16 protein-coding genes are annotated in these 20,076 nt (G+C 70.2%); 2 read left to right on the forward strand and 14 right to left on the reverse strand.

The window, feature by feature from the left end; genetic code table 11:
• Positions 1-14: 14 nt before the first annotated feature.
• The 3 genes from nadD to ACZ4IF_RS03555 all read right to left on the reverse strand — a co-directional run bounded on the left by nadD (position 15) and on the right by ACZ4IF_RS03555 (position 1,297).
• A complete protein-coding gene (nadD, locus tag ACZ4IF_RS03545) occupies positions 15-734 on the reverse strand; it encodes a nicotinate-nucleotide adenylyltransferase (RefSeq protein ID WP_467559160.1) in 720 nt (239 codons plus the stop codon).
• Between the two features lie 70 nt (positions 735-804).
• Positions 805-966 (reverse strand): hypothetical protein, encoded by a 162-nt coding sequence (locus ACZ4IF_RS03550; protein ID WP_095934250.1) that lies wholly within the window; start codon positions 964-966, stop codon positions 805-807.
• A gap of 139 nt (positions 967-1,105) precedes the next feature.
• Complete coding sequence (locus ACZ4IF_RS03555; RefSeq protein WP_467559998.1) at positions 1,106-1,297, reverse strand: hypothetical protein; 192 nt, start codon at positions 1,295-1,297, stop codon at positions 1,106-1,108.
• Positions 1,298-1,367: 70 nt separating this feature from the next.
• Here ACZ4IF_RS03555 and ACZ4IF_RS03560 point away from each other — a divergent pair, with 70 nt between their 5' ends.
• Entirely contained in the window at positions 1,368-2,498 is a 1,131-nt protein-coding gene (locus tag ACZ4IF_RS03560; RefSeq protein ID WP_467559944.1) for a M48 family metallopeptidase, read from the forward strand.
• Positions 2,499-2,555: 57 nt separating this feature from the next.
• On the opposite strand, the gene ACZ4IF_RS03565 is transcribed toward ACZ4IF_RS03560, so the two are convergent.
• The 5 genes from ACZ4IF_RS03565 to proB form a co-directional block, all read right to left on the reverse strand.
• On the reverse strand, positions 2,556-3,623 hold the full coding sequence (locus tag ACZ4IF_RS03565) for an SCO2583 family membrane protein (protein ID WP_359487278.1): 1,068 nt from the start codon (positions 3,621-3,623) through the stop codon (positions 2,556-2,558).
• A 193-nt stretch (positions 3,624-3,816) separates the two neighbouring features.
• Positions 3,817-4,422, reverse strand: a complete 606-nt coding sequence (locus ACZ4IF_RS03570; protein WP_467559162.1) for an SCO2584 family spore wall biosynthesis protein — start codon at positions 4,420-4,422, stop codon at positions 3,817-3,819.
• Positions 4,423-4,508: 86 nt separating this feature from the next.
• Positions 4,509-5,795 (reverse strand): glutamate-5-semialdehyde dehydrogenase, encoded by a 1,287-nt coding sequence (locus ACZ4IF_RS03575; RefSeq protein WP_359487274.1) that lies wholly within the window; start codon positions 5,793-5,795, stop codon positions 4,509-4,511.
• Positions 5,796-5,856: 61 nt separating this feature from the next.
• Positions 5,857-6,351, reverse strand: a complete 495-nt coding sequence (locus ACZ4IF_RS03580; protein ID WP_467559946.1) for a hypothetical protein — start codon at positions 6,349-6,351, stop codon at positions 5,857-5,859.
• Positions 6,352-6,719: 368 nt separating this feature from the next.
• On the reverse strand, positions 6,720-7,826 hold the full coding sequence (proB, locus tag ACZ4IF_RS03585) for a glutamate 5-kinase (protein WP_467559164.1): 1,107 nt from the start codon (positions 7,824-7,826) through the stop codon (positions 6,720-6,722).
• A 282-nt stretch (positions 7,827-8,108) separates the two neighbouring features.
• Here proB and ACZ4IF_RS03590 point away from each other — a divergent pair, with 282 nt between their 5' ends.
• Positions 8,109-9,530 carry a polysaccharide pyruvyl transferase family protein gene (locus ACZ4IF_RS03590; RefSeq protein WP_467559166.1) on the forward strand — a complete coding sequence of 474 codons (1,422 nt, stop codon included), beginning with the start codon at positions 8,109-8,111 and terminating at the stop codon, positions 9,528-9,530.
• A 47-nt stretch (positions 9,531-9,577) separates the two neighbouring features.
• On the opposite strand, the gene ACZ4IF_RS03595 is transcribed toward ACZ4IF_RS03590, so the two are convergent.
• The 6 genes from ACZ4IF_RS03595 to ACZ4IF_RS03620 form a co-directional block, all read right to left on the reverse strand.
• Positions 9,578-10,768: a glycosyltransferase family 2 protein gene (locus tag ACZ4IF_RS03595; RefSeq protein WP_467559168.1), complete on the reverse strand. Its 1,191-nt coding sequence runs from the start codon at positions 10,766-10,768 to the stop codon at positions 9,578-9,580.
• A gap of 266 nt (positions 10,769-11,034) precedes the next feature.
• Entirely contained in the window at positions 11,035-13,137 is a 2,103-nt protein-coding gene (locus ACZ4IF_RS03600; RefSeq protein WP_467559948.1) for a hypothetical protein, read from the reverse strand.
• 214 nt (positions 13,138-13,351) lie between these two features.
• Positions 13,352-14,851 carry a D-ribitol-5-phosphate cytidylyltransferase gene (locus ACZ4IF_RS03605; protein WP_435220486.1) on the reverse strand — a complete coding sequence of 500 codons (1,500 nt, stop codon included), beginning with the start codon at positions 14,849-14,851 and terminating at the stop codon, positions 13,352-13,354.
• Between the two features lie 351 nt (positions 14,852-15,202).
• A complete protein-coding gene (locus ACZ4IF_RS03610) occupies positions 15,203-16,393 on the reverse strand; it encodes a hypothetical protein (protein ID WP_467559170.1) in 1,191 nt (396 codons plus the stop codon).
• Positions 16,394-16,484: 91 nt separating this feature from the next.
• Positions 16,485-18,035 (reverse strand): alkaline phosphatase D family protein, encoded by a 1,551-nt coding sequence (locus ACZ4IF_RS03615; protein WP_467559172.1) that lies wholly within the window; start codon positions 18,033-18,035, stop codon positions 16,485-16,487.
• 403 nt (positions 18,036-18,438) lie between these two features.
• On the reverse strand, positions 18,439-19,986 hold the full coding sequence (locus ACZ4IF_RS03620; protein ID WP_467559174.1) for an FG-GAP-like repeat-containing protein: 1,548 nt from the start codon (positions 19,984-19,986) through the stop codon (positions 18,439-18,441).
• Between the last annotated feature and the right edge of the window lie 90 nt (positions 19,987-20,076).

The raw sequence follows: 20,076 nt of genomic DNA on the forward strand, positions 1-20,076 counted from the left end.
GTGCCCCTCTCGGCTCACTCGCCGCGGTACAACTCGCGCTTGTCGATGTAGCGCACCACACCGTCCGGCACCAGATACCAGACAGGGTCGCCCTTGGCGACTCTCGCACGGCAGTCTGTGGACGAGATGGCGAGCGCGGGCACCTCGACGAGCGAGACACCGCCCTCCGGCAGCCCCGGGTCGGTCAGGGTGTGACCGGGCCGGGTGACCCCGATGAAGTGCGCGAGGGAGAACAGTTCTTCCGTGTACCGCCAGGTGAGGATCTGGCCCAGGGCGTCGGCGCCGGTGATGAAGAAGAGGTCCGTGTCGGGGTTGAGCGCGCGCAGGTCGCGCAGGGTGTCCGTGGTGTAGGTCGGGCCGCCGCGGTCGATGTCGATGCGGCTCACCGAGAACTGGGGGTTCTCGGCGGTCGCGATGACCGTCATCAGGTAGCGGTCCTCGGCCGGAGTGACCTTGCGGTCGGTCTTCTGCCACGGCTGACCCGTCGGCACGAAGACGACCTCGTCGAGGTGGAACTGCGCGGCGACCTCACTGGCCGCCACGAGGTGCCCGTGATGGATCGGGTCGAACGTTCCGCCCATGACGCCGAGGCGGCGCTTGCCCGGATTCGAGGGACCGTTTCCGGGGCCGGTCGTCACACGGCCGACGATGCCGGCCGTGCCGCCCTCGGCGGAACCGTCGGTGCCGCTCTCCGTGTCACTCGCCGGACCGGTAGGCATGTCCTGCTCTCCCATGCGTGCAGACCCTACCGGCCCGGCCGACGGGCTCCGGCCGACAGGGGCCCCCGAGCGGGCCCTGTGGGGCTCAGCGGTCGCGGTTGAAGCGTGTGGTGATCCACAGCAGCAGAAGGAGGATGAAGAGGGCGCCGCCGCCGGTCAGGTACGGGCTGAGGCTCTCGTGGTTGCCGCCGTTCTCACCCTCGGCGGCGACGGTGACCAACTGTGCAGCGGTGCTGTGGAAGCTCATCTCGGCAGGACCTATCCGGTGTGGGCGGGATAAAGACGTCGGCTCATCGTATGCGGGGGCCTCGGCCACGATCACGCCGACTCCGCCGTTGGGGACGCCGGTTGCCGCGCGGCGCCGGAAATCCGGGCGCCACGGATGGTCAGTCGTCCCGCTTGTACCCGCGCAGCAGGAACCATGCGGCCAGGGCCACGCCGACGACCATGACGACCAGCACGACGCGGAGCAGATTGCCCGGCCCCTGCTTGTCTGCCGCGTTCGCGGCCTCGGTGAGCCAGGCGGCTGCGGGGATGTGCTCCATGGCGTACGACTCCTTCTCTGTACTGCCCCTCAACGGTATCTCCGCCTAGGCTGGGCTCTGCCTTGGGGGCACATAGGGCACACAGACGCACATGGGGGAAGACATGTCCGACGACGGCCACGAGCAGAACGGGCACGAGAACGTGCCGAGCAGGCAGCGCAGGCGCTTCGAGGGGATCTCCTCGCGGGCGTACGAACACCCGGCGGACCGCTCGGCCCTGGTGGCCCTGCGCAAGCTCAGCGGCTTCGACACGGTCTTCAAGGCGCTCAGCGGCCTGCTGCCCGAGCGCAGCCTTCGGCTGCTGTTCCTGTCCGACTCGGTGCGCGTCTCCGACGCCCAGTTCGCGCACCTCAACGCCATGCTGCGGGACGCCTGCTACATCCTGGACCTGGAGAAGGTCCCCCCGATGTACGTCACCCAGGACCCGCAGCCGAACGCGATGTGCATCGGCCTGGACGAGCCGATCATCGTGGTGACGACGGGGCTCGTCGAGCTGCTGGACGAGGAGGAGATGCGCGCCGTCGTCGGGCACGAGGTCGGTCATGCGCTGTCCGGTCACTCCGTGTACCGCACGATCCTGCTGTTCCTCACCAGCCTCGCCCTCCGGGTCGCCTGGATCCCGCTGGGCAACCTCGCGATCATGGCGATCGTCACGGCGCTGCGCGAATGGTTCCGCAAGTCGGAGCTGTCCGCGGACCGCGCCGGGCTGCTGGTCGGGCAGGACCTGCGCGCCTCGATGCGCGGCCTGATGAAGATCGCGGGCGGCAACCATCTGCACGAGATGAACGTGGACGCGTTCCTCGCGCAGGCCGAGGAGTACGAGGCCGGGGGCGACCTGCGGGACTCCGTCCTGAAGATCCTCAACGTCATGCCCCGCACCCACCCCTTCACCACGGTGCGTGCGGCGGAGCTGAAGAAGTGGGCGGAGTCCCGCGACTACCAGCGGATCATGGACGGTCACTACCCGCGGCGCAGCGAGGACAAGGACACTTCGGTGTCGGACTCCTTCCGCCAGTCGGCGGCGAGCTACGCCAGCGACGTGAAGAACTCCAAGGACCCGCTGATGAAGCTGGTCAGCGACATCGCGGGCGGTGCGGGAGACCTCGGGGGCCGGGTGCGGCGCGGCTTCGGCGGCTTCACGGGCAGCGCGACCAAGGACGCTCCGCCGCGGAATTCCGACGGCGGGTCCGGCGACGACCACCCGGACGACGCGCGTCCCGACGGCGACGGCTGACCTGGGCGGAGACCCCCACCCCACCCACCGGGCGCGGCCCGGGGAGCCGGCGAGCGGTCACACCTTCGGCTGGGCGCTCTTCGCCAGTGAGCCGCACAGGGCCGTTGCGCTCCCGGTGGCGTACGGGTCGGTGCCGGCCGGACCGCCCGCCTTGGCCGTCTGTCCCGCGAGCAGCGGATGCAGCCGGCTGACCGAGTCCTCGGAGCAGGCGAGCGGGCCGGCCTGGACGTAGGAGACGGCCAGCTCGGCCTGGTGCATGCGCAGGTCGTCGCGGTCGAAGCGGAAGTGCAGCTCGCGCCGGACGGTGAACAGCGAGGCCCGCGCCTTCGCGTCCGACCCTGTCGGCTTCAGCGCGTACACGAAGGTGTGGTCGGCGATGACCTCCAGGGTGTTCGCGTCGAATTCGGCGGCCTGGAGGGTGCCCTGTACGCGGATCTTGTTGTCGGCGAGCTGGGCGCCGGCGGCGTCGAAGCGGACCAGCCAGCCGGTGGGGGCGTGCCGCCCGTCGGCCATCGGCCGTTCGAAACTCTGGTCGAACTGATCGAGCTGCTGAGGATCGAGCAGGATGCGCACGGGCCGGGTGGCGCCGCCGGTGAGCACGTCGGGGTCGAGGGCGGACTCGACGAGATAGTCCTTCGCGGTGGTCAGGGCGGTGACGACCTGGCTGTCGGAGAAGTGCGCGGTGCGCCGGGAAGCAGGCAGCGTGATGCCCTCGGCACCGATGCGGAACTGCGCGGCGGGGCTGTGCGCGTACAGCTCGTCGGTGCTGGTGGAGCCGGGGACGGCGGTCTGCGGGGACAGGGGTATGACCGTCATCCGCAGCGGCTCGGGGGGCTGGGCGGTGGGGGTCTGGTACGGGTGGCGTACGCCCATGTAGATCGCCGTGCCGAAGGCTATGGCGATCAGCAGGACGAGTATCAGCGCCTGCCGGGACAGACCGCGCCGGAGGGTCGGGCGGCGGCGTACGGCCGGCGTGTGATCGGCCATGCGCTCCTGGGCGGAGAACTCCTGGAGGCGGGCAGCGCGGACGAACGACTCGTCGAAGACGACGGATCGGTACTCGTCCTCTCCACCTGCGGGAGCGCCCTCGGGTGTCCCCTCAGGTGGGTCTCCAGGCCCGCCCATACCTTCAGGGTAGGTCTCCCGGAGCTCAGGTAAACGCCGTGGTACACGACAAGTTCTGACAGGTTCTCACCAGGACCGTCAGGCCGTTCGAGGGACCGTCACCGGGCCGTCCGAGGGGCCGGATGCCTTGTCCTGCCGGGCCCGAAGGCCTTGTCCTCCCGGCCCGCGGGCCGGTGCCCCGGCGGGCGCGCTGTCAGGGCCTCCTGGGGTCCGCCGAGACCGCCGGCTGGGAGTAGTCGGCCGAGGCGGAGGGGCCGGTACCGGTCACGCTCTCCTGGCCCTGCTCCAGGCCCGTGGAGGCGGGCGGCGGGACCTGCTCCTGGCGGCCGGAGGAAGCTCCCCGGTAGACCGCCGTGAAGGCCAGGGCGACCATGCCGATACCCATCACGAGCGCGAGGATCCAGGCGACGGGGCGGTGCCAGCGGGTCTGCTTCCCGTAGGGCCTGCCGTAGGTCCCCGGTGCGCCGTAGTGGCCGTCCAGGACCTCGGTGTCGTCCAGATCGTCCAGGTCGGGATCATGGCCGAAATCGCCGCGGCCGAAGCCGTCCTCGTACCGGTCGTCGTCGCTGCGGGCGCCCCGGGAGTGCGTACGGCGTGCCTCCGCCTCGGAGGCCTCGGCGCGGGCTTCTGCGGCCGCGAGGAGTCTTTCCACGGCGGTCGGCTCGTGGATCACCGCCGCCCGTACGAAGTCCTCGTCGAAGACCACGGTGGCGAACTCTTCGTCCGCACCCCCGCGGTCGCGGTCGTCGTCGGGCTCCCAGCCGTCAGGGAACGGCGTGCCCCCCACGTCCTCCGGCACGGATCCAGAGTAGACCTGGGGGGTCATTTTGGGCAGACGGTATGGAAATTCATCCACCTGACGAGACGGTTCCGCCGAGGCGGGTGTCAGCGCCGGATGTGCCCGTCCCCGGTGACGATGTACTTGGTGCTCGTGAGCTCCGGAAGCCCCATCGGCCCCCGGGCGTGCAGCTTCTGGGTGGAGATGCCGATCTCGGCGCCGAAGCCGAACTGGCCGCCGTCGGTGAAGCGCGTCGAGGCATTCACGGCGACGGTGGTCGAATCGACCAATTGGGTGAATCGGCGGGCGGCCGGCTGCGAGGTGGTGACGATGGCCTCGGTGTGGCCGGAGGTCCACAGCCGGATGTGCTCCACGGCCCGGTCGAGCGAGTCGACGACGGCGGCCGCGATGTCGTAGGAGAGGTACTCCGCCTCCCAGTCCTCGGGGGTGGCCTCGACGACCGTGGCCTTGGAGTCCTTGGCGTAGGCGAGGACCCGCTCGTCGCCGTGCACGGTGACCCCGGCCGCCGCGAGGGCGTCCAGGGCGCGCGGCAGGAACTGGGGGGCGATGTCCTGGTGGACGAGGAGCGTCTCGGCGGCGTTGCAGACGCTGGGCCGCTGCGCCTTGGAGTTGATCAGGATGTCGATCGCCATGTCGAGGTCGGCATGGGCGTCGACGTAGACGTGGCAGTTGCCGGTGCCGGTCTCGATGACCGGGACGGTGGACTCCTGGACGACCGTGCGGATCAGGGAGGCGCCGCCGCGTGGGATGAGGACGTCGACGAGGCCTCGGGCGCGCATCAGCTCGCGTACGGACTCGCGGTTCTCCCCGGGCACCAGCTGGACGGCGTCGGCGGGCAGGCCCGCGCCGCCCACGGCGTCGCGGAGGACCCGCACGAGGGCGGTGTTCGACTCGTACGCGGAGGAGGAGCCGCGCAGCAGGACCGCGTTGCCGGACTTCAGGCAGAGGGCGGCCGCGTCGACCGTCACGTTCGGGCGGGCCTCGTAGATGATCCCGACGACGCCGAGCGGGACGCGGACCTGGCGCAGGTCGATGCCGTTCGGCAGGGTCGAGCCGCGGACGACCTCGCCGACCGGGTCGGGCAGTGACACCACGTCGCGGACGTCCGAGGCGATCGCGCGGACTCGCTCGGGCGTGAGGGTGAGCCGGTCGATGACGGTCTCGCTCGTCCCCGCCTCGCGGGCGCGGGCGATGTCCTTCGCGTTGGCCTCGACGATCTCGCTCGTACGGACCTCCAGCGCGTCCGCGATCGCGAGCAGGGCGTCGTCCTTGTCGGCCCGCGGGAGGGGCGCCAGGTCGGCGGCTGCGGCCTTCGCGCGGTAGGCGGCCTGGGTGACCGGAGACATGGAGTCGTACGGCGAGAGCGTGGTCATGGAGGAAGGGTAGTGCGCCGGGGGGACGGATCCACTCGTCGTCCCACACCGCGAGACGGGCTCAAAAGGGGTGAACTCCGACAGGCGTGGCGGGCAGCGGTCCGTACCCCTCCGCGATCCGCTGGTGGTACGTCTCGCGGTCGATGACCTCCAGGCCGACGATCTCCCAGGGCGGGAGCTTGGCGGTCTGCCGGTGCTCGCCCCACAGGCGCAGTGCGACGGCCGCGGCGTCGTGCAGGTCGCGGGCCTCTTCCCAGTAGCGGATCTCCGCGTGGTCGTTGGCGTAGCGGCTGGTCAGCAGGAAGGGGTGGTCGTGGGCGAGCTGTTCGAGGCCGCGCCGGACCTCCTTGAGCGGGGCCTCCTCGCCCGAGACGCTCAGCGTGACGTGCCACAGCCGTGGCAGGTCGGCGGGCGCCTCGCCCTCGTAGGTGTCACCGGCGGCGACGCTCGTCAGGGCGCGTTCCTCGCCCGCGGCTCGGGACGGGTGTCCTCCCGCCCGCGTGGAGCCGAGGGCGGGAGAGGTACCACCGCGGGACGCCGCCGCCCCAGGGCGCACTCGTCTCACGACGGCCTCCTTCACGCAATGTTCGTACTGAATCCCGAACTCTCCCTGCCACAAAGTTGAGCAGGTGGGGAGCCCTCGCGTGGCACTTTTACGGAGTTTCACCTCGCCGCGGCCGGCGTCCGCGAAACGTTCACAACATTTTTGGACCGGCGGTTCGGGCTTGTGACCCACCACGGCGTCCGGCCGACCGTTCCGAGGACCTGCCCGGCGGCACAGCGGCGCGACACGGCACGGCACGACGGCACAGCGGCGCGACACCGCACGGCACGACACGGCACGACAGCGCGCCTGCACAGGCTGCACGGCCGCAGCGCGGCGATGCGCGCCGAGGCCGGTCGCGGGCCGCCCGCCCGCCGGGGCTACGGGTGCAGGAGGACGAGGTCGTCCCGGTGGACGACCTCGCGCTCGTACTCCGGGCCCAGCTCGCGCGCCAGCTCCCGGGTCGAACGGCCGATGAGCCGGGGGATCTCCTTGGCGTCGAAGTTCACCAGGCCCCGCGCGACCGCCCGGCCCGTACCGTCGCGCAGTTCGACCGGGTCACCCGCGGTGAACTCGCCCTCGACGGCCGCGATGCCCGCCGGCAGCAGGGACTTGCGCCGTTCGACCACGGCGCGCACGGCTCCGTCGTCCAGCACGAGCGCGCCCTGCGGGGTGGAGGCGTGCTGGAGCCACAGCAACCGGTCGGCGGACCGCTTGCCGGTGGGGTGGAAGTACGTGCCGGTGTCCCCGCCCGCGAGGGCGTCGGCGGCGTGGACGGCGCTGGTCAGCACCACCGGGATGCCGGCCGCGGCGGCGATCCGGGCGGCCTCGACCTTGGTGACCATGCCGCCGGTGCCGACGCCGGCCTTGCCCGCACTGCCGATCTCGACGTGCGCGAGGTCGTCGGGACCGTGCACCTGCGCTATCCGCGAGGTGCCCGGCTTGCTCGGGTCGCCGTCGTACACGCCGTCGATGTCGGAGAGGAGGACGAGCAGGTCGGCCCGGACCAGGTGGGCGACGAGGGCGGCGAGACGGTCGTTGTCGCCGAAGCGGATCTCGTCCGTGGCGACGGTGTCGTTCTCGTTGACGACCGGGAGGGCACCCATCGCGAGGAGCTTGTCGAGGGTGCGGGAGGCGTTGCGGTGGTGGGCGCGGCGGCTGGTGTCGTCGGAGGTGAGGAGCACCTGCCCGACGCGGATGCCGTAGCGGGCGAAGGAGGCGGTGTAGCGGGCGACGAGGAGTCCCTGGCCGACGCTGGCGGCGGCCTGCTGCCGGGCGAGATCCTTGGGGCGGCGGCGCAGTCCCAGCGGCGCGAGCCCGGCGGCGATGGCGCCGGAAGACACGAGGACGATCTCCCTCTCGCCCCCGCTGCGGCCCTTGGCGAGGACGTCGACGAGGGCGTCGACACGGTCCGCGTCGAGCCCGCCGGAGGCGGTGGTCAGCGACGAGGAGCCCACTTTGACGACGACCCGGTGGGCCTGCGCCACGGCACTTCGGTGGGTGGGCGCCACCGCACTCCCGTGGGCGTGCGCCCCAGCACTTCCGTCGGCGTGCGTCTCGCTCTGCCTTGCGCCTGCCACGTGCCGTGTGTCCCCTCGCATAGGTCCGTTGCCCCGCCCGGCAATCTACGCGAAGGGGGAGGCGCGGCGCCCGCCGGTCCAGCTGCCGGACGGCGCCCCGTAGTCGGACGCTCACAGGTCGCGTATGCAAAAAAGGTTGTACGGGTTGCGCATGGTAAATAAAGACGACGCAAAGTTAAGTTGAATGTTGTGGCACTCAACGATCACCCTGCGAAGCGCATACTCCTCAGATCCGGGAAGAGTCCGTACGACGTGATCCCCGTGGAGGAGGCCCTCCATCAGGATGTGATCGCCACCAACTCGGGCAATCTGATCTTCAGCGACGCCGCGCACAAGATCCTCGAAACACCGCGGACCGAGGTCGTGTCCAACGGCATCCGCACCGACGTGAGCGCCGCGGGCCGGATCAACGAGGAGTTCGACGCGTTCGTCGTACCCCTGGCCAACGCGTTCCGGCCCTCGTTCGAGCCGCAGCTCAGGCGACTGACGCGGCTCATAAGGAAGTTGAAGATCCCGGTGGTCGTGCCGGGCATCGGCGCGCAGACCGGCCTCGGCTACAACCCGGCCCGGCTCAAGCCCATGGAACCGTCCGTCCGGGACTTCGTCTCCGCGGTCCTGGACCACAGTGCCTCGATCGGGGTGCGCGGCGAGTTCACCGAGCGCTATCTGAAGGACATGGGGTTCAAGGACGTCGAGGTCATCGGCTGCCCTTCGCTGTTCATGCACGGCAAGGACCTCGACGTGCGCAAGCGTGCGGAATCCCTCGGTCCGGAGTCCCGGATCGCGGTGAACGGCTCGCACAGCGCGGTGAAGTCGCAGGGGCTCGGGCGTGTCATCGGCCGCGCCCACGCGCGCTATCCGCATCTGCGCTTCATCGGCCAGAACCTCAGCGACGCCCGGCAGTTGCACTGGCGCGACCTGTCGGACCCGAACGCGGCCGTCACCGCGATGCCCACGCACCCCGACCACCCGATGTACCGCGAGGACAAGGTCCGCGTGTACATCGACCCGGTCACCTGGATCGACGACCTGCGGGACTTCGACTTCTCCTTCGGCTCCCGCATCCACGGCAACATCGCGGCGCTGCTCGCGGGTACGCCCGCGACGGTGCTGTGCGGCGACTCGCGCACCCTGGAGCTGTGCCGCTACTTCGGCATCCCGCACCGGCAGATCACCAAGCCGCCGGAGGACCTCGACCCGGCCGAGCTGTACGCGGAGGCCGACTTCAGCTCCCTGACGGGCGGCCATCAGGAGCGTTTCGAGCGCTTCATCGGTTTCCTGGACCGCAACGGCCTGGAGAACACCTTCACGCACGGCGACGCGGGCGCGGCCTACGAGGAGCGCATCCGCTCCCTCAGCTTCCCGCCCGGGATCCGCCCCTGGAACGAGACGGACATCGTCTCGCTCAGCGCGCGTTTCGGCTGGCTCCAGACGCGTATCACCGAACTGTCCACGGACAACGCCCAGTTGCGGCGTGACCTGGCTCGGGCCGGCAAGGTGTCGAGGGCCCTGGCGGGACCGGGCGGTACGGGAGAGCGCTCGGTCTACCGCCGCGCGCGGCGAGCGGTGGGGCGGCCCCTGCGCAAGGCACTTCAGTCCGGCCGGCAGTAGCCGGGCCCCGGCGGGCCCGCGCATGGTGGGGCGGTGGGGACGAGCGCCTACGCCGTCGTGCGGCGCGGGCCCAGCACACGGCGGGCCAGTCTGCGCAGCCGCGGCAGACGCCGCTTGCGCGGCCTGAAGCCCTCGATGGCGGCCGCCTCGCGGCTCGTGGGGACGTAGCAGCTGTCGGGGACGCCCGCGGCCGGGTCGCGGAAGTGGGGATAGGCGAGGTAGGCCTTGCGGCCCCGGTCCTCGAGGACCGCCTCGGGTTCCTTCTTGGCCTTGATGAACTCAATCACGTCGACGAGGAGATCGCCTCGCCCCTGGGCGACCAGGTGGAGTCGCAGCCGCTCGTGGACCTTGAGTCGGCCGGCGACGCCGGGGTGCCAGTGTGCGGCCAGCAGCGGCTCGGCCAGGTCGAGCTTGTGACGCCGGACCTTCTCGCTCTGCTTGAGGTAGCCAGGGCCGAACTGCGGGATCAGGGTCACGAGTAATGGCCGGATCATCAGCGCGTCGCGGCGCGGCCCCGGGGGCACCAGGTCGGCGATGAGACCCATCAGGGCGCGCGCCGAGTCGAAGCGCAGGGGGTAACCGCCGCTCTTGGTGGCGTGTTTGCCGTCGTCGCGGCCCACCAGGTAGTAGCACTCGTAATCGGCGATCACGGAGACTCCGTCGGCGCGGAGGTAGGCCTCCATCGTGAACAGGGCGTCCTCGCCGGTCTTCAGCGCTTCGTCGAAGTGCATGCCGTGCCGGGTGAGCAGGTCGCGACGGAAGAGCTTCTGCGCGCTGAGCGTGAATTTGATGTTCGAGGAGAAGACGTCGGTGCGGGTCAGGTTCTTGGCCCACATCGACTTCGGCGCGTTCCTGTTGACCCCGACGACCTTGCCGAGGACGACGTCCGTGCCGTGTTCGTCGGCCATGGCAACCATGCGCTCCAGGGCCTCGGGGCCGAGGTGGTCGTCGGCGTCGAGGAAGAAGACGTACCGTCCGCGGGCCTTGCCGAGGCCGACGTTGCGCGGGCCGCTGGGGCCGCCCGAGTTCGGCTGGCCGATGACCGTGACGGCCATGGGCGCGCGTTCGGCGAACTTCTCCAGGTACTCCCCCGTACCGTCCGTGGACCCGTCGTCGACGGCGATCACTTCGATCCGTGCGGGGTCGAGTGTCTGGTGTTCCACCGACTCCAGGCACTTGACCAGGTACGGCATCGCTTCGTACGCCCCGATGACGACGGTCACATCAGGCTGCGTCACGTTTCCCCCTCGTTACGGGAAGTGTCGTGGAACATTTCCCTCTTATCACCTCAATCGCTACCTAGAAGACGACTGAAAGTACGTACCGGTTGCCCACCGACGCTCACTTAGTGATCCAGCTCACAGGCGAGGAAGGGTGCCCGGCGTGAGGTGCTCCACGCGTCAGGCTGGCAGGAGGACGTAAGAGGAACGGGAAGAAGCGTAAGAAAAGGGCATGACCCCGAGGAGTGCTCCTCGGGGTCATGCCCTGGTGAAGACCGGTGGCGTCAGCCCGTGATCGCCGCGCCGTCCGTGTCGCCGGTCACCCGCTGGCCCGGCAGGACGTTCGTCAGACCATCGTCCGCGACCAGCTCGCTGTCGCTCGACAGGTCGGCGCCGACGGGCGCGCCGCCCTCCTGACCGAGGTTGCGCGTCTCGGCCTTGCGCGCCAGGTCCCGCACCGCCGCGTTGAACTGGTCTATCGACGCCGGCTCGTCGGGGCCGAGCAGGTACCGCTTCAGCTCCCGGCGGTCGGCGGCCTGCGCGTCGGCGTCCGAGTCGGCGACCGCGGTCAGCAGGTCGCCCAGTTCGGCGGCGGAGTTGGACAGGATGACAGCGGCGCGCACCGCGGTGTTCTGCCGCTTGAACTCCTCGACGCCGAGCTCGGCGGAGTCGGTGACCGCGTACGGCTTCCCGCTCGCGATGAAGTCGGAGACGACGCTGGAGATGTCGGAGACCATCGCGTCGGACACGTTGAAGCAGTCGTACAGACGCGGCTCGGCGCCCGTGATGACCCGGTGCTCGAAGCTGCCGAACGAACGCCAGTACGCCTCGTTCCACTCACCGCGCAGCCGGGCGACCTCCGCGTGCCTCTCGACGTCGGCCACGCCGTCACGGGTGGCCTCGGCCTCGTCGCCCTTGTCGGCGGCGGCGCCGGACAGCTCGGCCAGCCGGGCCTCGATGCGGGCCAGCTCGGCCTGGGCCTGCGTCTGGGCGGCCGCGTCGGCCGTGAAGCGCGAGTCGGCGGCACGCTCGGCGCCGGCCTTCTCGACCAGGGCGGTGATGCGCCGGTGGGCGGCGCCCGCCTCGGCGCTGACCGTGCCGGTGAAGGGGTGAGGCTTGTACAGGACACGGACCGGCGGGTCGGCCTTCACCAGCTTGTTCACGATGTTCTCGCCGGCGAGAACGATCGAGGTGTTGCCCGGGTTGCCGTCCCAGCCCTCCCAGGTGGGGGCGTACAGCACGGTGGGGATACGGCCCTCGGGTACGCCCTGCCACGACTGGATCGGGGCCAGCTGCGGGCGGCCCACCTCGACGATGTCGTCGTCGCGGACGCCGACGTCGGCGATGGCGTAGCGGTCGCGGCCCGCGCGGCCGGCGGTCCACACCTCGTCGTACGCCTTGCTGAACGGGTTGACGCTCGCGAGCTTGTCGCTGTCGCCGTGGCCGATGAAGACGTGCTTCATGGTCGGCACGCGCAGCATGTGGATGTTCTTGCCGACGTTCGCCGCGTAGAGCGCGACGCGCACCGTGGACAGGTCCATGTTCATCAGGTGCACACCGCCGGGCACGCACACGACCGGGACGGTGGTCGGGGCCATGCGGTCCAGGATGGCGCGCTCGCGGAGGATGATCAGCGGACGGGTGTCCAGCTGCTCCATCGTCTCCAGCCACATGTTGACCTGGTACGCCGAGTCCTTGGAGCCCGAGAAGTAGAGCACCGTCTCCGGGCGGTACTCGCGCAGCCAGTCGTCGACCGCCGCGAGGACCTTCTCGGCGTTCGGCGGGATCTTCCGGCCGCGGACGTACGGCACCAGCGCGGCGACGTACCCGAAGCCGAGCGCCACGGTGAGGCCGATGCCCACGAACCCGTAGACGTTGTTGTCGGTCGCCGCGGTCACCAGGACGCCGACGACGGCCGCCAGGTCGAGGTGGAGCATCTTCTCGGCCGACCGGGACAGCAGCCGGCGCGGAGGCGCGTCCGGGATGCGGATGCGCGAGGCCAGGTCGACATTGCGGGTGGCGACGGGCATCTTGCGGCGCAGCCGGATCAGCGTGATCAGCGCGCCGTGCGGGGCCTGGAAGCCGTAGAAGGCCAGGAAGCAGGCGATCGCCGCGTAGAAGACCAGGCTGTCGGACAGCTCCAACCGCGCCAGCAGCAGCACCAGGAGCAGCTGACGGATCAGGAATCTGATGGACAGACCGGCCCGCACCTTGCTGAGGCGGTTGATCAGATAGCTGCCGCGCCGGTGCAGATAGTGGTCCGCCAGGTACGTCACGGCGGCCGCGGCCGCGAAGGCTGCGACGCTCGGCAGGAGCGCGGCCAGCATCAGGCAGGGGAAGCCCAGCATCATGAGGGCCGCCGCGGCCAGCTCGGCCACGCTGCCCACCCGGGCAACGCGAATAGCGGTGGAAATCACGAAGAAACCTGCTCTTGAGAGAGTGCCGGTTTGGTACGAAATTGGAGCTTCACTCCAGAAAGCCGGGAAAATGCGAGAAACGGTATTCCACGGCGATCCGGAACCTTACGGATTCAGGCCTCTGCGAATGCGCGGCAAACACGCAGCCACAGAGGCCTGAATTCCATAAAAAGCTATGCGGTAATTATGCCACGCCGTCCTGGCGGTCCAGAACGCTGGCCAGCGCAGCCTCGAATCCGGAGGCCTTGCCCGCGCCCGCCGTCGGGTCCTGCTGGCGCACGTCGATGACGTGACCGGTGAGCTCGGAGAGCAGGACGTCGAGCGAGGTGTGCGCCACGGCCTCGGAGGACAGCAGCGAGCCCGCGGGCTCCTGCCCGAACGCCTTGGTGCGCATGGGGGTCGCGGTGCGCTCGGGGTTGATGCAGTTGACGCGGATGCCGTCGCCGGCCCACTCGTCGGACAGCGCCTGGGTGAGGTTCACCATGGCGGCCTTGGTCGAGGAGTAGAGGCTGTACTCGGCCCGGCCGCGGGTGTAGCTGCTGGAGGTGTAGAGCAGCAACTGGCCCTTGGTCTCGGCGAGGTACTTGTAGGAGGAGCGCGCGATCTGCACCGGGGCCAGGTAGTTGACCTTCAGCGCTTCCTCGATCGTGGCGTTGTCCGTCTCGGCGAGCTTGCCGATGCGCAGCACGCCCGCGGTGTTGATGACGTAGTCGATGCGCCCGGTCTCCGCGTACGCCGTGGACAGCGCGTCGTCGACCTCCTCGGGGTTCTCGACGTGCGTGCCGGTGGTCGAGCGCCCGAGCGCGTACGTCTTCGCGCCGTAGCCCTCGGCGAGTTCGGCGATGTCCTTGCCGATGCCGTACGAACCGCCGAAGACCACCACGGTCTTGCCGGTGAGCAACTCGCGGTAGGCGGCCTCGTCGGCCTGCTCGGGCGCGGCGGTGGAGGCCAGTTGGAAGAGCTTGTCGGCGATGAAGACGTCGACGGGCTGCGTGACCTTCATGTTGTACTCGTCACCCGCAACGACGTGGATCGGCACGTCCGGCAGGTACTTGAGCACCACGGAGCAGTCGTCGGTGGCCTGGAAGTTGGGGTCTCCGGCGGCGACCTCGTAGGCGCGGCGGATGGTGGACAGCTTGAACGCCTGGGGCGTCTGGCCGCGGCGCAGCCGGGAGCGGTCCGGGATCTCGGTGATGAACTCGCCGTCCTCGCCGTGCGTGCGGGTCACGATGATCGTGTCCGCGGACGGGATGGCGACGTCGACGGCCTGGTAGCGCTCGAGAGCCGTGACGCAGTCGTCTATGACGCGCTCGGACAGCAGCGGGCGCACGGCGTCGTGGAACAGCACGTTGCGGTCCTCGCCCTCGGCGAGGCCCTCACCCAGGGCGCTGATGGCGCGCTCGGTGGTCTCGTTCCGCGTCGAGCCGCCCTCGATCACCTTGGTGACCTTCTTCAGCCCGGCCTTGGCGACGATCTTCTCGACGTCCGGCACGTAACCCGGGGCCATCAGCACGATGATGTCGTCGATGGAGTCGGCCTTCTCGAAGGTCGTCAGCGTGTGCTCGATGACGGCCTTGCCGGCGATCTTCAGCAGCTGCTTCGGAATCGACAGACCCACGCGCTGACCGGTGCCACCAGCCAGGATCACTGCGGTGGTACGGGGCTTGGCAAAGTGCTCAGACACAGGTGACCTACCTTGGGGCGACAGGGAACCCGGGAATGGTCCCACTTACGGTTACTGCCATGCAAGGTGAGCGCCCTCTACTGCATATGTGCGCGCAACCGGTTATTCACCTTGTGCGCAGGAGACTTCCGAGAAACGGGACCGGATTGTCCCGTTTTGCTGTGAGTAACTGCACACGATTTCCGTGCGTCCTTCACGTCACGGACCGCACTCCGGTCCCGGGCGCCGCACCCCTTTCGACTTCAGGTGTCACGGCTCGTATTCGCCGCGACCACCGTCCGTCTCCGATACCACGGTTCCGGCCCGCGGTACTTGTGGCACCGCGGTTCTCGGCCACCGCGGCGTCCGGCCTCACACTCGCTTGAGACGCTTGAGTACCCGATGGCCGAGAACCCTCACCAGTTCCTTCGAAGAAGTCTGGTGCACCGTGCGTGCCGGTGCGGCCGACGCCGAGGCGGCGGCCACGGCAAGGGCTCCGTACAGCGCCCGGGCCGCCACCTCCGGGTCCATGCGGGCGGCCACCGGCGCGGCGCGCGGGGCCTCGGTCGCCGGTACGGCGGACAGCAGCGCCGGGTCCCCCAGGACCCGTACGTCCAGCGCCGCGATCCGTTCGGCCATCTCCGCGCCGATGTCCGCGGCGGCCCGCACGGCCCATTCCGGAGTGCTGATCCGGGCGTCGTCCGATGCCGGCCGGCAGGAGTTCTTCATATGCATCACGGCGCCGTTGCGCACGAGCCTGGAATAAATCTCGTCGGGCAGTCCATTGCCGCGGAATTCCGTGTTGAGCATCCGCAGCATTTCGGTCTCGGCGAGCGTGAGGGAGCGGTTCGCCGTGTCCGGCACCTCCACCAGAAGTCCGTCCGGCAGACCGAGGAGGGATTCGAAGGTACGCATCAGTCCGTCGCGCTCCCGGTCGTCGACCACGGCGACGGTGACATTTCCGGCTCCGACGACCCGCGCCCAGCGTTCGACGAGCCGGTCGTGGCGGTGGCGCCGCCAGAAGCTCGGGTTCGGCTTCTCGTAGGGCGCCCTGCGCAGCATGTGGTCGAGCCAGTCCTCGTAGCCCATGCGCAGCCCGTTCTGCACGTACTGCTGCCACTGCGACGGCATGATCCTGGCCAGCGGCCGCAGGGTCACCAGGACGTGCACGCGGTCACCGCCCAGGTCACCGACGATCCGCGCGACGGTCTCGTCGTCGGGGGCGTCCGCGAAGAACTCGCTGCTGACGACCGAGGTGCGCCTCCCACCGGCGTGCACCGCGCCCACGAGCCGCTGCCAGTGGCCCTCGGTGGGCCGGACGTCACCCATCATGCCGGGCCGGGCGCACACAGCCAGCGCCGCCTCCATGGGGTGCCTGCTGTGTGCGGGGAAGTCGACACCGTGCCGGGCCATCGCCTCCCCGGCGGCGAACAGGGCGCCCTGGATGGACGTGGTCCCGGTCTTGTGCGGGCCTATGTGCAGCAGCCGGGTGCCGGCGGGCAGCGCGGCGGGCGCGGCGCCCCCGGCGGCCGTCGTGGGGTGGGTCGAACAGTCGGTCTCCATGGTGAGAGGACGTTAAGGAGCCTTCGTGAGGGCAGGCTGAGAATGCCCTGGGACTCCTGTGAGTCCCAGGGCACCGCGGTCCGCGGACCGGTCACACGAGCCGTACGCCCGGCTCCCCGTCCTCCACGCGCAGCCGGGCCAGCGTGCTGGAGGCCGCCTCCGGGCTGAGCACCGTCTCCGGGACCCGCACCTGTGCGTCGATGCCGTCGCGGCGGATGTCGAAGAGGTGGTAGCCCCGGTGGGCGTCGATGAACTTCCAGTGCGGGTTGTCCGCCATGCGCGGGTCCCACTCCTTGTGGAAGGCCGCCTGGTCCTGGTCGCCGCCGCTGGAGATGGAGGTCCCGACGAACTCGGCCCCCACGACGTCGGAGTCCGGGTCGGCGAAGTCCTCCTTGAGGTCGCTGACCATCGTCAGGTGCCGGTCGCCGGTGAGCACCACAGGGTTGCGGATGCTCGCGAACTCCCCCATGAGGGCGTTGCGTTCGGCCTGGTAGCCGTCCCAGGCGTCGTAGTACCAGAGCTTGCCCTCGCCGACCTGGAGGTCGGTCTCGGCCATCATGATCTGCGAGGCGATCAGGTTCCAGCGGGTCGGCGAGTGGTGCAGGCCGTCGAGCAGCCAGTCCTTCTGCTCGGCCCCGAGCATGGTGAGCGAGGGGTCCTCGGCGCCTGCCTGGCCGGTCGCCTGGTCGCTGCGGAACTGCCGGGTGTCCAGCACGTTGAGGCGGGCGAGACGTCCGAAGTCGAGCCGCCGGTACATCTGGATGTGCGGCCCGTTCGGGATCGCGGCCGCCCGGACCGGCATGTGCTCGTAGTACGCCTGGTAGGCGGCGGTCAGCCGGGCGACGAACGCGTCGGGCGACTGCTTGTCGGGGTCCTGCGGGATCTGGCCGGCGTAGTCGTTGTCGACCTCGTGGTCGTCGAAGGTGACGACCCAGGGGGCGCCCGCGTGCATCGCCGCGAGGTGCGGATCGCTGCGGTACTGGGCGTAGCGGTTGCGGTACTGGACGAGGGTGTACGGCTCGTCGCTGCCCTCGTGCCTGCGCACGGCCGTCGCCGACGGCTTGGACTCGTAGATGTAGTCGCCGACGAAGAGCACGACGTCGGGTTCCTGGGCGAGCATGTCGGCGTACGGCGTGAAGTAGCCGTTCTGCCAGTTCTGGCAGGAGGCCAGCGCGACGCGCAGGGAGCCGCCCCTGCTATGCGGGTGGGGCGCGGTGCGGGTGCGTCCGACCGGCGAGAGCCGTCCGGAGGCGCGGAAGCGGTACCAGTACGCACGGTCCGGGCGCAGTCCGCGGACATCGACGTGAACGCTGTGCCCGTACTCGGGCCTGGCCTGGGCGACGCCCCGGCGCACGCTCTTCCTGAACCGGTCGTCCTCGGCGATCTCCCACTCCACCGGCACGACGGTGTCGGGCATGCCGCCGCCGTTCAGCGGGTCGGGGGCGAGCCGGGTCCACAGCACGATGCCGTCGGGCAGCGGGTCGCCGGAGGCCACGCCGAGGCTGAACACGCCTTCGGGAAGAGGTGTTTCGGCGGCCCGCGCGGTGGTCGGCAACCACAGCTGGGCGGACGCCGCGGCACCGAGCACGGCGGCACCGGCTGTCAGAAAGCGGCGGCGGTCGGGCGACACTGCTCCGGTCATCGGCGAACTCCCTTGCCTCGCTGGGCTCTTGTGACACTCGGAAGCTCCCACGGGAGGACGGTCCGCCCGCTGAACGGAGGCCTTCGCGTGCATGACAAATGGGCAGACAACGGAAGACCCGTTGCGGCACTGGAGCAGCACGAAGAACGTGATCTTGCCACAACGGGTCGGACGGAACGTCAGCAGACATTCCGTACAGCGGTGTTCAGGCGGTCCGAAGCGCGCGGACGGGTCTGTTCACCTGCCCCGTCCTGCGCGCCCGGACCGACGCGCGGGACGGCTCGGCGACGGACGTCCGGGTGTGCGGGGGCGGGCCCCGGCCCGGTCGCCGCGAGACCGGCCGGCGGGACCGGCCCGGGTGTCGCGGGACCGGCCCGCCGGCAGCGAGGCCGGTCCCGGTGGTTCAGTCGTTCAGGGACTGGCCGAAACGCGAACCCGTCGCGGGGAGCCCGAGCGTGGTGGCGCCGAAGGAGGACGCGCCGCTCGCGGTGATGCCGCTCGCCGTGGCGGACAGGATCCAGACGGAGCCGTTGCCGGCGTTCTCGTCCGCGTCCCCGACGATCAGGCCGTCCTTCTTGTCGCCGTTGGCGTCGAGCAGGGCGGTCTCGGTGCCGAATCGGTCCTGCTTCTCCGCGGTCCCGGGCACTCCGGCGGTGTCCTGCGTGAACACCTTCGCCCCGGTGCCGGTGAGCCCCTTGGCGCTGCCGCGCAGGACGAGCACGCTGCCCGCGTCGGTGAGGCTGCCGAGGTCCTCGTTCGGGAGGCCGGTCGCCACATCGAGGTAGCCGTCGCCGTCGGTGTCGCCGATCGACAGTCCGGTGCCCATGCCGTCGCCGTGCTCGCCCGCACCGGGCACGCCCGCGGTGTCCTGGTTGATCCACACCGGCTTGCGGGTGGTGGACAGGCCGCCCGGGCCACCGTAGGCGACGCCCAGCGCGCCGCCCTTGGTGGGGAGTTCGACATCACTGTCGTAGTTGTCGAAGGAGTGACCGACGACGATGTCGCCGTAGCCGTCCTTGTTCAGGTCGCCGATCGCCAGGTCCTCGCCGCCGATGAGGCGACCCGTGGTGTCCTTGAGCAGGCCCCTGTTGGTGAAGCCGTCCGCGCCGCCGGTCAGCAGGGCGACGCCGCGTGAATCGGATTCCTCGGTCGAATGGGTGCTCACGGCGATGTCGGCGATGCCGTCGCCGTTCACGTCCCCGGACGTGACGATGTCGGCGATCTCGAACTCACCGGGCGTGATGTCGAAGTACGTGGTCCTGGTGCCCAGCCGGTCCCGGGTGAACGGGCCGTGCCGCACGGCGCCGTCCGCGGTGACCGACTCGGCGCCGTGCTGCCCCTGCGGGTCGGTCGACGTGGCGTCGACCCCCAGCCGTACCAGATCGGGGTGCTTGTCGCCGTCGACGTCCGCCACGGTGAAGCCCCGCATGTGCATCGCGTCCGGCATCCCGGTCAGCATCGCCGGTTCGGCCGAAAGGCCCTTGGGGCCACCCCAGTTGACGACGACGACCTTGCCGGAGTACCCGTCGAAGTGCTTCATCGCCACGGACGACAGCAGGTCTGCGTAACCGTCCTCGTCGAGATCGACGCTCTGGAGCTGCGTCCCGTAACCGGTCAGCGTATTGACCGAATTCCAGCGGGCCGGCCAGGTCAGGACCTGCTTGCGTGACGTCGACAGGCCGCCGGCCGCCCCGTACACCACGCTGATCGCGCCGGCCTTGGTGTGGCCGTCGGCTGTCGCGCCGGGCGCGCCGATCGCCAGGTCCGGATAGCCGTCGCCGTTGTAGTCGTCGTGCAGGCGCTTGGCGCTGGGGGTCGCCGAAGTCGCCGGTGTGGTCGCCGCGTTGACGCTGGGGACCACGAGGGCGCCGGCCGCGACCGCGACGGCCGCGCCGAGGACGACGCGTCTGCGACGGGAGAGGAAGGAACGGCGGTGCGTGTGCGGGGACATGAGCGTTCCTGACGTAGAGGGGGTCGGGGGTGACCGGAACCGCCGCGGCGTTGCCCGTCGACTCCGGCAAGTCCCGTGGAAGGAGGGGAA

The sequence above is a fragment of the Streptomyces sp. NPDC025784 genome (genome assembly GCF_055558435.1).

What these genes read in the sequence shown, in the direction of transcription:
- nadD (WP_467559160.1), bottom strand. Translation starts at nt 734, where the DNA reads ATGGGAGAGCAGGACATGCCTACCGGTCCGGCGAGTGACACGGAGAGC.
- ACZ4IF_RS03550 (WP_095934250.1), bottom strand. Translation starts at nt 966, where the DNA reads ATGAGCTTCCACAGCACCGCTGCACAGTTGGTCACCGTCGCCGCCGAG.
- ACZ4IF_RS03560 (WP_467559944.1), top strand. Translation starts at nt 1,368, where the DNA reads ATGTCCGACGACGGCCACGAGCAGAACGGGCACGAGAACGTGCCGAGC.
- ACZ4IF_RS03565 (WP_359487278.1), bottom strand. Translation starts at nt 3,623, where the DNA reads ATGGGCGGGCCTGGAGACCCACCTGAGGGGACACCCGAGGGCGCTCCC.
- ACZ4IF_RS03575 (WP_359487274.1), bottom strand. Translation starts at nt 5,795, where the DNA reads ATGACCACGCTCTCGCCGTACGACTCCATGTCTCCGGTCACCCAGGCC.
- ACZ4IF_RS03610 (WP_467559170.1), bottom strand. Translation starts at nt 16,393, where the DNA reads ATGGAGACCGACTGTTCGACCCACCCCACGACGGCCGCCGGGGGCGCC.
- ACZ4IF_RS03615 (WP_467559172.1), bottom strand. Translation starts at nt 18,035, where the DNA reads ATGACCGGAGCAGTGTCGCCCGACCGCCGCCGCTTTCTGACAGCCGGT.
- ACZ4IF_RS03620 (WP_467559174.1), bottom strand. Translation starts at nt 19,986, where the DNA reads ATGTCCCCGCACACGCACCGCCGTTCCTTCCTCTCCCGTCGCAGACGC.